Origin of the sequence: Micromonospora sp. NPDC052213, assembly GCF_040679695.1 — a bacterium.
Lineage (GTDB): Bacteria > Actinomycetota > Actinomycetes > Mycobacteriales > Micromonosporaceae > Micromonospora.
Genome location: NZ_JBFAVI010000007.1, coordinates 1 through 13,540, shown reverse-complemented (window position 1 = coordinate 13,540; position 13,540 = coordinate 1). Strand labels below are relative to the sequence as shown.

Annotated in this window: 11 protein-coding genes and 1 pseudogene; 7 read left to right on the top strand and 5 right to left on the bottom strand. The window is 68.9% G+C overall.

The features are described 5' to 3' along the window. Positions 1-95 precede the first annotated feature (95 nt). A complete protein-coding gene (locus AB0L34_RS03515; protein WP_363701537.1) occupies positions 96-755 on the top strand; it encodes a GntR family transcriptional regulator in 660 nt (219 codons plus the stop codon). Between the two features lie 60 nt (positions 756-815). Here AB0L34_RS03515 and AB0L34_RS03510 read toward each other — a convergent pair whose 3' ends face one another. The 4 genes from AB0L34_RS03510 to AB0L34_RS03495 all read right to left on the bottom strand — a co-directional run bounded on the left by AB0L34_RS03510 (position 816) and on the right by AB0L34_RS03495 (position 8,977). After that, complete coding sequence (locus AB0L34_RS03510) at positions 816-1,772, bottom strand: cyclase family protein (RefSeq protein ID WP_363701535.1); 957 nt, start codon at positions 1,770-1,772, stop codon at positions 816-818. A gap of 185 nt (positions 1,773-1,957) precedes the next feature. Further along, positions 1,958-5,155, bottom strand: coding sequence for a lantibiotic dehydratase (locus AB0L34_RS03505; protein ID WP_363701533.1), 3,198 nt, complete (start codon positions 5,153-5,155; stop codon positions 1,958-1,960). Further along, positions 5,152-6,504: a lanthionine synthetase C family protein gene (locus tag AB0L34_RS03500; RefSeq protein WP_363701531.1), complete on the bottom strand. Its 1,353-nt coding sequence runs from the start codon at positions 6,502-6,504 to the stop codon at positions 5,152-5,154. Before AB0L34_RS03500 ends, AB0L34_RS03505 begins: the two co-directional genes overlap by 4 nt. A gap of 1,294 nt (positions 6,505-7,798) precedes the next feature. Beyond that, positions 7,799-8,977 carry a low temperature requirement protein A gene (locus AB0L34_RS03495; RefSeq protein WP_363701529.1) on the bottom strand — a complete coding sequence of 393 codons (1,179 nt, stop codon included), beginning with the start codon at positions 8,975-8,977 and terminating at the stop codon, positions 7,799-7,801. 251 nt (positions 8,978-9,228) lie between these two features. Between AB0L34_RS03495 and AB0L34_RS03490 the strand changes: the two are divergent. The 3 genes and pseudogenes from AB0L34_RS03490 to AB0L34_RS03480 all read left to right on the top strand — a co-directional run. After that, positions 9,229-9,449 (top strand): annotated as a pseudogene (locus AB0L34_RS03490) (aquaporin family protein); the annotation flags it as partial. A 70-nt stretch (positions 9,450-9,519) separates the two neighbouring features. Continuing rightward, on the top strand, positions 9,520-10,368 hold the full coding sequence (locus AB0L34_RS03485; RefSeq protein WP_363701527.1) for a helix-turn-helix domain-containing protein: 849 nt from the start codon (positions 9,520-9,522) through the stop codon (positions 10,366-10,368). Positions 10,369-10,463: 95 nt separating this feature from the next. Then, entirely contained in the window at positions 10,464-10,850 is a 387-nt protein-coding gene (locus AB0L34_RS03480; RefSeq protein WP_363701525.1) for a VOC family protein, read from the top strand. Between the two features lie 234 nt (positions 10,851-11,084). On the opposite strand, the gene AB0L34_RS03475 is transcribed toward AB0L34_RS03480, so the two are convergent. Next, positions 11,085-12,371 carry an NYN domain-containing protein gene (locus tag AB0L34_RS03475; RefSeq protein ID WP_363701639.1) on the bottom strand — a complete coding sequence of 429 codons (1,287 nt, stop codon included), beginning with the start codon at positions 12,369-12,371 and terminating at the stop codon, positions 11,085-11,087. 157 nt (positions 12,372-12,528) lie between these two features. Between AB0L34_RS03475 and AB0L34_RS03470 the strand changes: the two genes are divergently transcribed. From AB0L34_RS03470 to AB0L34_RS03460, 3 genes are all read left to right on the top strand, one after another. Beyond that, the gene (locus AB0L34_RS03470; RefSeq protein ID WP_363701523.1) at positions 12,529-12,708 is read left to right on the top strand and encodes a hypothetical protein; all 180 of its coding nucleotides are present in this window, start codon (positions 12,529-12,531) and stop codon (positions 12,706-12,708) included. Positions 12,709-13,180: 472 nt separating this feature from the next. Next, complete coding sequence (locus AB0L34_RS03465; protein ID WP_363701521.1) at positions 13,181-13,333, top strand: hypothetical protein; 153 nt, start codon at positions 13,181-13,183, stop codon at positions 13,331-13,333. Next, a partial coding sequence (locus AB0L34_RS03460) for a hypothetical protein (RefSeq protein WP_363701519.1) occupies positions 13,330-13,540 on the top strand: 211 nt, incomplete at its 3' end. The genes AB0L34_RS03465 and AB0L34_RS03460, both read left to right, overlap by 4 nt.

Here is a 13,540-nt window from a genome sequence, read left to right as displayed (position 1 = left end):
TTCCCGCCAGTCGGGCGGCAGCCCGGTATGCTGCCGGTTGAATGCCTGTTGTACTGAATCGGGAACAAGATGTTCCGAGAGGAGGAGGGCCACGAGTGACGTCCGCTACCGGCGAGTCGGCCACCGACCAGGCGTACCGCAGGATCCGCGATGACATTCTCGGCGGCGTGTTCCCCAGCGGAACCATGCTCGGGGAAGCGGCACTCGCCGCACAGATCGGCGTGAGTCGTACCCCCGTCCGCACCGCCCTGGCCCGATTGCAGGACGAAGGGTGGATCACGATCTACCCCAAACGCGGTGCCCTGGTCAAAGGCCTCAGCGACCGCGCGATCCAAGACCTGGCCGACACCCGTCTCATCCTCGAGGTCACCTCCGTGCGACGCGCCTCAAGCCAAGCGCGTGAGATGCTCGCGGACCGTCTCGAGCAGGCGGTCGTCGAACAGGAACGCGCGTTCCGGGAACGCGATCTGGGCCGCTTCATCGAACTGACGATCGCGTTCCATCGATCGTTCGTGGAGTCCAGCCGCAACGAGGTCCTGCTGGAACTCAACGACCGCCTCGCCGATCGACAACGGTTCCTCCTGTTCAGCCACGGAGAACGCCTACTCGCACGGTGTGAGGCCATCATCGCCGAACACCAACACCTGCTCGCATCCCTGCGCACCGGCGACATCACCGGGTTCGGCGACGCGCTCCGCTCCCACCTCAGCGACAACTACGGCAAACCACTCGACCCCGTATGCCCGCCACCGTGACGACTCCGGTGCGGCCCACCAGCGGTTGACACACCCGGTCGCAGCCGCCAGCGACGCCCTTCAGAATGTGGCGATCGGGTTGACCGGGCTGCCGGACGTTCCGGCGAAGCGGACCGGCGCGACTGCGAGGTGGAAGTCCCACTGGCCGAGCTCGGCAGCCGTCGTCGCGCACGCCTCCAGGTCGCAGTTGTCGAGCAGCCACAGACCCATCGCGACGAGGCTCACGGCGTGAACCGGCATCAACACGCCTTCGTACCCCGACGGCTGGACGTCCTGAGGGGAGTCAGCGCCGATCAGCGCGACCTCCCGTTCATGCAGCCACGGCAGGCAGGACGCGTGCCAGCCTGCCTGCGTGAAACCGTTGGCCGCACCGGTCTCGTGTCGGACGCGGCCATAGCCGGTCCGCAGGAGCACCGCATCGCCGGATCGCACCCGCACACCCTGGCGACGCTCGGCCTCCTCGAGATCGTCGGGAAACACCCCCTGCCCCGGTTCCAACCACGACACATCGCGGACCCTCGCGATGTCCAGCAAGACACCACGCGTGACGATCCCGTTCGCCGCCGCCGTGACGGCCGCCCACCCCGATCCCGTCGCGGCGTCGACCAACGAGTGCGACCGCCCGTTGTACATCATGCCGTCCCAGAAGATGTGGCACGGCGAGTCGACGTGGGTGACGGTGTTGCCGTGGAAGGTGATGCCCAGCCGCTCGGACGAAAAGCCCCAGCGCCGGTCGGCGTGGAATCCGGGCACCGGCATGTCCTCGGCACCCGGCATGTCGGCGGCGCACGGGCACGTCGTCGTCGACCGCTCCATCTCTTCCGGTACGGCAACCTCCCATGCGCACGACACGCTCCTGCCGTGGCGCACGGCCCGCGCCGCCGCCAGACGGACGTCGTCGGTGATGTGGTTCAGGGTCCCCAACTGGTCGTCGTCGCCCCACCGTCCCCAGTTCGACAGCGTGTGGAAATATTCGAGCACATCGTCCTGTGTGGGAATCGGTCGCCCTGCCGTCATCCCAGCATCGACTCCTCCGGTCACGCGGTTCAGGCACCGCAGGCAGCGTATCCCGCCCTCTCCCGGGTCTTTCCTCCCTGCCGGCCCACGGCACCAGCTGCTGTCGTCGGTGAGCCGGCGGTCGCGCCCGTCGCAGTCGGCGGGTGAGGACCGCCCGTCATGACCGCATGCCAGCCGTCATGACATCATGACGAGCCGCACGGCGGCCAGGCCGGCGGCGGACCACCGACCCCGACAGCATCGGGCTGCGGCACCGCGGGAGTCAGAGGTGCCTGCACGAGGCCGGCATGGGTGCGGCGGAGCAACTCCAGGGCCATTGCCTCGCCCGAAGTGTCCGTCCCGAGGAGGCGGTTCACGTGCAGGTGTACGTAGCTGTGGCACAGTGCCTCTCGGGACCGCCACAGATTGCCGTCGCGGTGCAGTGCGGTGAGCTGGGCGATGGCGGACTCGAGTGCCGGCCGCCGGGCGTTGAGCAGCCGGGACACTTCGTCGTCGGTGGACGGGGCGGCTCCTATCGCCTGGCGCAGGGCACGTTGCCGTTTGCGGTACTCGAAGCCGCCGAGGCGGGAAGAAGGTGGACCGCCATAGGAGAAGGCGGCTCGTTCTTCCCGGGACAGGCCCAAGCAGGCCAGGAGGTCGTCGATGCTGGCCACGGCCAGCTCAAGCAGGTCTGTGCCGAGCCGGCCTTCGACACGGGCCTGCAGCATCTCGGCGACGCCCGGGCTGTCGGCCATGAACAGACGCTCTGCCGCCGCCATCCCTGCCTCGCCTCCGTACCTCTCGATTTCACGCTCGTACGTCTCGAACGAGAACTTCCCGCAGAGGCCATCCGCGTTCAGCCCGCCGGCCCAGGCACAGACCTGCTCCATCAGCGGGCCGGTGAGCGCAGCTGGATCTCCATGGAAGCGGAGGCGGACGTGGCACTCCGGATCCGCGTAGCGGACGAAGAACCAGCCGTCCGCGAGGCCGGACCGGGTGGCGTGCTCGGCGAAGGTGCGTAGGGGTCCACCGATCAGGTCCTCTTCTCGATGCCGGTCGCAGTAGAGCTTCAGGTACAGCCAGTCGCTGCCCGGTGGGCGCAGCCGTTCCACCGGGTCGACGACCTGAATGACGGACAGTGTGTCGCCACCTGGGCGCTCCCCGCCACGGCGGACGAGAGGGGCCACCACCTCGCACATGTGGCCGCCGTCGGTTCCCGGCAGCCAGGCGTGCTCCGGTCCGGGCAGCGCTTCCTGGAGCATCGCGGACCCACCGGGGACACCCGCCCTGAGTTCCTCTCGAAGCAGCTCGACGTCCCGTACGTCGTCGAGGTCGAGAAGCAGCCGGTTGTCGGCGACCGTCAGGTAGACGTGGCGGGGTACATCCCATGTGGTCCGCCACGCCGAGAGCGCTGGCCCGAAGCCGTCGTCGGGGCCGGACCCACTGGCGGTGGCCGGGTCGAGCCGCCACTGGGCGGGAGCCAGGACGATCCGGTGGCGCTGGACCCTTGGCAGGTAGGCCAGTCCAGCCGCCGGTCCCCAGGAGAAGGCGGTCAACTGGCAGCGGCCGTCGTGGGCGACATCGACCAAGAACCGGACCGCGGCCGACGCCCTCCGGGTGTTGAGCATGTGCCCTTGGACCCCGACTACTTCGGCTCCCCCCGCGGGCCAACTGACCACGAAGCGCCCGTCCCTGAGGCCGACGACCAGCTCGCGCACCGGTATCACGCCCTCGGCCGGAACGCCGGGCCATGCATCGACGAGGATCTCGTGTCGCCGGACAGCGGGCCTCAGCGCCACGTTCGCGGAGCGTGGGGGGTCGGGCGAATAGACGACCTCAGCAATGAGCGTGCTGGGGTCGTACGCCTGCTCGATGCGTGCGAGTTCAGCCAGCGCCTCCCCAGCGGGGCGCCCGAGAAGACCGGCGAACCTGCCCAGGCTGCGGCCAGCGGTGGACGCGCCGAGGCTGGGGCCGACGACGATCTGGAAGTCCCCACGGTCGATGGCGGCCGACGAGGCGGCGGCGACGAAGAAGGACAACTCAAGTGACGGCGGAATGTGCTCGGGGACAGGATCAGACGTGGCCAGACGGGCAAGAAGCTCGTCGTCCAGCTCCACCACTCGGCGGCCCTCCCGGTTGGCCGACACGGCGAGGTCGAGGAGGAGTTGGTCACGCGGAGCGCGCCTGGGCCTGCCCGCGCCGCCGTGGGAGGACGGCGGTCCGAGCCCGGTCGCGGGGTCGAGAAGCTCTAGCAGCGGGACTCGGCGGTGCGGCCCGTACCGGCCCTCGAACCTTCGCCGGTACTCCCCCAGGTGTGGCAATCCCTCCGGCAGGTGGCCCAGGCGTAGGAGCAGGTCAGCGGCCTCGGCCGCTTCGGCTGCCACCGAGGCGTGCAGTCCGGTGGACTGGAACGAGAGGGCGGTGTCGGTCTGCAGGAGCTTCCGCGCCCCACCACCGTTGGCGCCGCCCCTTCCCGTGCCGGCGCCCACAGCGGTCACGGCAGGACCCACATCGACCATCCGGTGCTGCAGAGGCCTCAGATGGTCCGCCTTCCGGTCGAGGGGCAGCTCGTCCCACCTGGCCAGCTCGTCGACCAGCCCGGCCAGTTGCCGGGCGACGGCGTGTGCGCGTTCCGAGGGGGTTGCCTCCAGGGACTTGCGCAGTCGCGTCATCGGATCGCCGCCGGTCGGTGCCGGGCTCAACTCGGAGATGAGGAATCCCTGCTCCAGCAAGTCTTCGACCAACCGACTGGCCTTGTCCGGCGTAGCACCGGGTATCTCCCGGACCGCCTGCACCAGGTCGGTTCTCGAGGTGGCCACCCGTGCCGCACCCAGCACGAGGCGTACGGCCGCTGTAGCGCGTACGGAGCTGCCTGCCCCGGGCCCCTCTGCGAGGATGGCGCGGCCACCGTGCAGCAGCACGGCGGGACTGGCCATCAGGCGCAGGTGCGGACGGATGTCCGGGTCGTCGCGTAGCCGCTCGGTCAGCTTCTGCAGCCAACCCATGTCGGCCCGCGTGTGGGTGCGTGATGCGGCCGGGACAATCGCGATGTTCGTGGTCTGGGCCCACCGCACCAGGCCGACTCCTGCGAACAGGCCGAAAGGCGTCGGCCTGGTGGTCATCCTGATGAGGTAGCGCCTGAGCTTGCGGGCCAGGCGGGGAGCCCGCCTGTCCTGGGGGCCGGTCCGCTCCAGTGCGGCGGCCAGATCGGGACTGGCCACCCGTATCGCAAGGGGCAGCAGCGGATCAGGGGGGAGCAGCGACGAGCCGGACCGGGCCGGGAGAGTGAGGTTGCGGGAGCCCGCTGGGAGGAGAGGGGCCCGTAGAACGGCCCATCCGAGCGGCTCGTACAGCACGGACCGGTGGCCCTGGCGTGCCCGTTGCACGCGGTGGGTTCCGGTCATGAGAGCAGGAAGCTCCGGTCCCAGACCGGCTCGATCCCGGTAGCTGCGGCCAGGAGGGTCATGGCGACACCGGCGGCACCGTCCAGCAGGCCGGCCCGGTCCACGGCGACGTCCGCCGTCTCCAAGGAGGCGTAGCCGAACGGCCGCTCGGGATCGTACGCCGCCAGAAGCTGATCGACGAGCTCAGTCGACGCGTCCGCGAGGGTGTCCGATGGGGTGTCTCGCGCGAAGCGCAGGACGATCTGGAGTAGCCCGGCCACACCGTGGCAGAAAGTGGGTGAGGGGAGGTAGCGCAATTCGACAGGGCGTCGCAGGATGCTGGTCATTCCCTCGACCGCCGCGCTGCGCAGCCCGCCGTCGTTCAGGGCGCAGCCTGCCAGCCACAGGGAACGCGCGACCCCTGGAGTGCCGTAACACCAGGCACCTCGCGTCGGGCCGGACCCTCCACCAGAGGTTGGCCGGCCCGCTGGCGTCAACGGCACGGCGTCGGGCCAGCCGCCTCCCCATACGTCGTCGACCCGCTGCGAGAGCAACCATCGGGCGAGGGCGCGCACCGCCTCGCGCTGACCGGGTACCTCGTAACCGCCGAGCAGGGCGAGGGAGAGCAGCGCCAGGGGGCCGGGTATGCCGTGTGCGAGCCCGCAGTTGAGCTGTCCCGAGGGATAGACACGGCGCGTCGACTCGGAGAGCAGCAGTTCCGGCGGGGTGGCCCAGCGGGGTATGTCTCGGGAGGGTTCGGCAAGGCGTACCAGAGCGGTGAGAACGTCCGGCAGCACGCCGAGCGAGTCGCGCCTCAAGAGGTAGGCCCCCACACCACTCACCCCGGAGACGAGATCGAAGGCGCTCACCGGCAGGCCGGTGTCGATGGCGTTCAGTCGCGCGGCGAGTTCCGACGCCTGCGGGGCCAGCAGCTCGTCGGCGGCCGCGAGCGCCCGCTGGTAGCGGTCGCCGTTCCGGCTCAGCGATTCCAGTGCGAAGGCGAAGCCGCCAAGTCCGGCGAACAGCCCGGCGTGCTCCGGGCCACCGTTCTCCAGAGCGGTTACCCCTTCAGCGAGGAAACCGTGGCCGACCGAGTCCCACCCCTCCCCCGGGAAGCACTGATCGAAATAGGAGCACATCACAGCGATCCCCGCATGCCCTCCAGCGAGTCCGCATGGGTTCCAGTGAACCGATTCGGGATAGAGCGTCTGGCGGCGTGCCAATGGAAGCGACCGAGCGATGCGTTCGCGATCAGTGACACGGATAGCGACATCCCGTGCCGCGAAAAGCGCCGCGCTCTGCCGGGTCGCGTCGAGGGCGCCGGTCCAGACCGGCGAAAGCACAATGTCAGGCGTTGCGGACTCAGGCACTGGACTCCCTTGGGTTTTGAGGTCGGTGAGGGGTGCACGCGCTGCGAGGCATCCCGGTGGTGATCGTCAACCAGGGGGCCGACGCGCTCAACAGCGAGGAGTGCAGGCCGTCTCAATGCAGCTGATCGTTTTGTCCCAATCCTCATCCGGAAGGCAGCCCGTGCAGGTCGACTCACAGGAGGGCCAGATGTCGCACGTGTTGGTGCATCCCCAGTCCCCACACGTGCACGTCCAGAACGCTTCGGTCCACGGAATTGGCCGACAATTCCCCTCTGGGTCCGTCATCGGTTGGGTGTACTCGTCGATCGGGTTCGTGTTCTCGTCATACAGGGCGGCACGGAACTCCGGCCGACGCCGTGCCCGCTGGGGGCCGCGGCGCACGGGTCCGCCGGCAGATGTTGTTCGCCTTCGCCGAAGGTCCAAGTCGAACTCATCCGGCGGCCGGGCCGATGCCGTGCGCGTGTAGGCGATGTGGGCACCCTTCTTCAACGTGATCTGGGTTGCCTCAGTGCCGAGGAACGGCGCTTTCTCAGATGGAATCCGCGAACTGTCGAGGACGTCACTGACGGAGAACTCGATGAAGTAGTCGAGCCCTTTCGTGAGGTAGAGACGCCTGTGGCCGGGTCGGTCACTGTCTCCCAGCAGCCCGCTCACGGTGAGACCGACCTCCGGCGGTCGCGAGGGGTCCGGGCGCAGCCGTTCGACCAGTGGGTCTTGGTGGCCTTCGACGTCCCTGAAAGGGCTGTTGTCCGTGGAGTCAGGCATAACGTTCTCTCAAAATGATTCGGGCGGCCCGAAACGCGAGTAGCTGCAGGCCTTCACACCTGGCATGATTCTCCTACGTCCCTGAGACCCATGTGAGCGAATCCCTGAGTCTTCCACCCTGGATGATCAGCGGACGACAACGGTCGATACCGCAGCTGATCATGGACCCGACGCCAGCCGGCGTCTCAGATAGGGGTCCCTCGTCGCACAGCCGTAAGGCGCACTGAGATCTGGCCGGGGCGTCGACCAGCCCATTCTCAATAGACCTGCACCGAGACGGTTCTCGCCCTCGCCGGCCGTAGCGGCCGATGAGCGGGGTTGTCCGGCTGGCGCATCGGCGAGCGGCGGCAGCGGATCGCCTCGGATCGCCCGACTTCGCCAAAGCCCTATGTGCGGCGGACGGCTACGCCTCGGTCGGCGCGGGCGGTTATCACGGCGAGGGGTACCTACCGGCGCAGATCGATCGGCGCCAGTCTCAGGTTGTGGCCCGCTCAGACGAGCCGCACGGGAACTCGCCCTGAGTCGTCGCTCAGCCGGCTGGGTTGGGGTGTTCGGGGGGCCGCTGTCTGGCGTGACGTTTGTCGAGTACGGCGACGAGCAGGAGGACGAGGGCGGAGAGGCTGGCGGCCGCCAGCGGTGAGGTGTGGGACAGCAGTGGGGTGAGAGCCAGCAGCAGGGTGACCCCGATGATCCGGCGGCCGGACACGCGGGCGAAGACGAGGTATTCCAGGCGGGCTCGGCCGGCCAGGAAGATCACCGGCCCACCCGCGATCATCGCCAGCCAGGGCGGGTAGGTGTAGTGGCTGTGGTGGTGCTGCACCAGATCAAAACCGATCGCGGTGACCACGATCCCCAGCACCATCAGGGCATGGGAGAAGCCGACGTGCCGCCCCCAACTGGCAGGGTCACGGCACTTGTCGAGGGCCTCACCGAGAAGTGCCCCGGCGCGGAAGAAGTAGATGCGCCACAGCAGCACTGTCGTGGCGAACGCCACCAGCAGCCCGAGCGTCTCGTAGCGGGCGCGCGGCCCAGAGGTGTAGACGATCCCGACGGCGAGGATGCTCTCCCCGAGCGCGATGAGCAGGAATTGGGGATACCGGTCCGCGAGATGACGACCACCAGCCTGCCACACGGTGGCCCGCCCACGTCCCAGGCCGGGCACCGGCCACCCCAACCGGGCGGCACCCAGATCGAGCACCACCGCCGCCGTCCACAGCGCCACCCGAGCCCCGTCCTCGGTGAGCGCGCCGGCGATCCAGCCCACGGCGGCAATGCAGAACCAGACCAGAATTCGCGAGTACAGGCGGCGCAGGGTGTGCGAACCGAGACTAAAGGCTATGACAGCGACCCGGGTGACCTGCACCGTCACGAACGGCAGCGCGAAAGCCAGGCCGTCGCGTCCGAACGCCTGCGGAATCGCCGTGCCCATGATCAGCAACCCGAGGGCGCTGCCCAGCACCACCAGCTGCGTGCCCGCGCGTCTCGGTTCGAAACGGCTGGTGATGTAGGCCGTCATGGTCCACAACCACAACAGCGACGCGAAAAGCAGCAGCGTACGGCCGATACTCGCCCACCGCTCGCTGATGCTCTCACTGTCGAACCCAGGCACCGCCTGCTCGACCAGCCGGGTCAACGCGAAAACCATGACGAGGTCGAAGAACAACTCAACGAAGGTCGCCTGCTGCCCGCTGCCCTCCTCCCGCAGCATCCCTACCGCCCGACCACCGCGGCGTCCCCGCCAGCCCTCCCGTCCCCACACACGAACATCACACCGCAGATGCGGGAGTAGGCACCCAGGGTTTCCCGGCTCAGAGCGCGAACCCACCGGTCGAGGCTCGCCCCCGCGGGGTACGGCGAGTGGTCCGGCGACGGGTGGCGTAGGCGGTGGTGCCGTAGCGGGCGGCGGGGAGGGCTGGGCTGGCGAGGACGGTGGCGGCCTGGATTGTGAAGACCGCGGGGCACCTGTGGCTCGGCGAGGTCGTTGCCGCCACCGGGCTGATCCTGCTGATCTTCGCGCCCTCGCCCGCTCCGGCCGCGCCCCGGTAGCTCCCGCCGCCGTCGGCGCCTACATCGCGGCGTACTGGCTCACCTCGTCCACCTTGTTCGCCAACCCGGCGGTCACCATCGGCCGCGCCTTCACCGACACCTTCGCCGGGGTCGCCCCCACCTCGGTGCCCGGCGGGCGCCCGGGCCTACTACGACGACCGGGCCAGCGTCGGTTGCACGGCCCCGCCGCCGTACTGTTGCAGGGTGACCGTGCCTGCCGATCACATGTCCACCGTCCTGGCGCCGTTCGTGGTGACGCTGGAGGCCTACGATCTTGGGCCGGGTCCGGTCGGTGTTCATCGCGGGCTGCCATCGTCGACGGTGTCGATCACGATTCCCGAGGAGGACTCGCTCGAGATCGCGTGGATCAGACGGCCCGGCTCGCGCCAGAGGCTACGGGCCGTGGTCGCCGGACTCCACTTGGATGCGGCCGAGCTGAGGCAAGAGCGGTGCACGCGCGGGGTGTACGTGACGCTCAGCCCACTGGGTGCCAGCACACTGCTGGGGCTTCCGGCATCGGTTCTGGCCGGGCAGGTCGCCGACCTCGCCGATGTCGTCCCGGCGATGGCCGACCTGCCGGAGCGCCTGATGGCCTGCCGATCCTGGCCACGCCGTCGCGCACTTGTCGAGCACTGCCTGGTCAGTGGCCTGTTTCGTCATGGCGAGCGCGCGAACCACGACGAACTGCGGGCCACGCTGGCGGCCCTGTCCGAGGCCAGCCGGGTGCAGGAGGCCGCTGAGCTACTCGGACGCTCCCGACGGCACCTGAGCAGTACGGTCCGTGCCGAGTTCGGGGTGACGCCGAAGGAGTACCAACGGCTCGTCCGCTTCGAGACTGCCCGGGGCCGGCTCGTGGCCGCCGCCAATGCCGGAAAGATCAGTCTGGCGGCGGTGGCCGCCGCCTCGGGTTTCGCCGATCAGGCCCATCTCACCCGCGAGTGGCGGGCCATGGCCGCGTGCACCCCGACGGAGTGGCTACGCGCCGAGGGCCTGGCCCCGCGGTGTGTGCCAGCCGACGATCGGCCACCCGGCAAGGAGCGCGCGGGCGGTTGACGACCGGTGTTCCTTCCGAACCGGCCGGCGATCATCCGCCGGGTTCGTTCCCAGATGTTCAAGACTCTGCCGCCGCCCGATCCAATGATGGGGGCATGAAGTCGTTCACCCCTCGTCTGATCGTCTCGAATCCGGACTCTGCGTCGGTGTTCTACCAGGTTGCCCTCGGCGCCGAGGAAGTGTTCCGGGCCCCCGCGGGCGACGACGGCCGACCCACCGTCGTCGATCACCGTATCGGCCGTTGGTCCTTCCGGGTCTCGCCTGCCGTCTCGTCGTGGGGGTGGCTCTCACCGGGTGATCTCGGTGGATCCGCAGTCCTCCTCGAGATCGAGGTCGATGACCCGGACGGAGTAGGCGACCGCATGGTCGCCCACGGCGCCGAGGTGATCGTGCCTATCGAGAACCGGCCCTACGGCAAGCGCTCGGGTCGCATCCGTGACCCGTTCGGCCATCTCTGGATCATCACAGGCGAGCTACGCTGAGGCCCGACCGGCGACCCGTTGAGCACAGGCCGTGACCACTCCTCGCCGTGCGCTCAACCTCATGGACGTGCAGGAGGACTACTCCGGCGGCAGCCCGCCGGAGATCCAGTACCGGCCCCCACGCCGAGTCTGCCGCAGATCACGCACGCGATCGATGCGGCCACCTCCGCGGGTATTCCTGTCGTAGCCGGAGCCGCGGTGCCGGGGCAGCGCGGGGTGGAGCGGCGCCGCATCTCACCGATTAGGAGCCGCCCGGCGCTCTCCCGCGATCCACGTCTGAATTTCGGTCCGTTCCTCTTCCGTGAGGTCCATCTGCGCGTTCGCGGCCAACCGGAGGACGTTGTCTGCGAAAGCGTCAGCCAACTCCGACGCAACAACACTGGCAGACCGCCACTCGACCCGGGCGTAATGGAAGCCCACCAGGACGAAGTGCACCGCATGGCGCGGTACGGCATGGCCCAACTGGCCACAGGCGACGCGGATCGCGCGTTCGGAATCGGTCTCAGTCCGGTCCTTGTCTACCTGGCCCTCCTCCACGATTGCTTCGAACAACGCCGCGTAGGCCTGCGTGCTCAGCAGCGGGACGCCGACAACCCGGTGGACCCGCTCGGCGACCTCGGGAACATCGACTGGTGCGACCGGTTGGTGCCGGGCGGGGTCTCGTAGCCAGCCAGGCTGAGTTTCGTCCATCACCAGACGCTCGTCCTGGATTGAGACGATGAACTGCTTGAAGGTCCCGAGTCCAGCCCACCCCGTGGTGGCGGCGGTGCCCACGGCGTTCCGAACGGCGTGAGCGGCGGTCGCCATGTCGATCGGCGCGGGAGATTCGCGGACGAGGTTGCGAACGATCTGTTCCATACGGGCCCGTAGAGCCATGTTGGGTTGGCCGTCGGTGGTGGTCGGAGTGATCCGGGAGCCCGTTGACGGCTGCGCCGGGATTCGCAGCTGATCGGGCTCGTCGTCCGCGGATCCGTCCACGCCGAGCGCCTCTTCGATGAACATCGTGTCCGGGATCGCAAAGTCACATGCGGCTTGGAGCGCCGCCGCTGTCGGACCGTTGACCAGCATTGCGGTGCGCCGGTCGTGTTCCCGTAGTCGCAGCAGAACGGGTGTAAAGTCGGCGTCGGCCGAGAGGACGATGAACTCATCGAACCGGGTAGGATGCGCAAGGGTATCCACAATGTCGAGGACCATGTGAATGTCAGCGCTGTTCTTGCCCATCGCAGTCAAAGCGGGACAGTCGACGACCCGAAAACCGGCACGGGTGAAGTAGGCGCGGTATTGCCGCGACGCCGCCGGGTCGAGGTAGCAGATCCTGCGCAGCAGCGCACGTGGGCCCTCATCCTCCTCCACCACCCGAAAGGGCCCGAGGTCCTGCTCCATCCATCGCACCCACCGTCCGGGGTCGGTGGCAAAGATGCGAGCAGCTTCCGGACTGGAGTTGCGCAATCCAATATGAACATTTTCGAAATCAACAAACAGCGCGGTACGCCGAAGCCGCGAGGCGGCCTGCTCATCCATGCCGTTCACGATTCCGCACTCTGAAGTGCTCGTCAACGTACCGAGGATGTCGAAGTCGATTGGCGATCGCCGGATGTCTGGCTCCTGGGCCGAGAAGCACGCCCGGACGCGTTCCTGCCCAACCTGGCCAGCGCGTTGCACAACCTCTCGATCCCGGTTGGCTGGTCTGGGCCACTACGAGGACGGGCTGGCAGCCAGCGAGGAAGCCGTCACCATCCGCCGGGAGTGGGCCGCCAAGTGGCCCGATGCCCACAAAGACGATCTTGAGAAGTCGGTGAAAATTCGGGCCTTGCTCAAGAGCTTCGGTGGCGAACCTGCTCCACTGCCTGAGACGTGATAGCGGCCCGTTATCGCTCCCAATGGCTGACAGCGGGTGAGCCCGACGACGAGCGGGTGTCATGACGGCCCCGGAGCAGCCTGGCGGCCTGGTCCCGGTTGAGGCCGCTGAGCGCGTCGACATGGTCCGTGACCGGGCGGCGGCCTTGGCGCTGCGGGCGGCGTCGCTGCACGCCCAGGTCGCGCCCCGGCCCACGACGCAGCCCCGGCCGCCCTCAGCGGAGCAGCACCGCCTGTTGGCCGCGCAGCAGGTGGCGACCGCTCACCCAGGCCCTGGCCGACCTCGGCAACCCGAAGATGGCCGTCACGGTGATGCTCAGGTGCGGCGACCCGGCGCGGCGCCAGGCCCTCTACCCCGCAGCCGGGCAGGCCGTGCACCAGGCAGTCCGCGACGCGCCGCCTCCACCGTCGCCGTCAGCGGCGCCGAACGCGCAGCCCACCGCTTCGGCCGAACAGCCCCAGGCGGCCGACCATTGGCGCCTGCCGAGATCGTCGCCGCCACCACCCAGGAGGACCGGGCGTTGCTGGACGCCTGCAGCATGCAGGCCTTCCGCGTCGACGACGTCCAGGCCGCCATCCACGCCCGCGACCGGGTCGCGTTTCCACCGCGTACGCCACCGCGATGACCACCGCGATCAGTGAGGTCGACAACCCGGACGCCGTGGTGCGGCTTGCCGAACTGCACGGCGATGAGGCGTTCCGCACCGGCCTGACCAACCTGCTCTGGGACAAGCTCGCGCCGCTCCTGCGAGCCGAGCGCCAGGGCGCGACCGGCTCGGCGGTCGACTCGGCCTCGGTCGCCGCCGAGGCGTTCCTCCTTGCTTCCCGTCGAC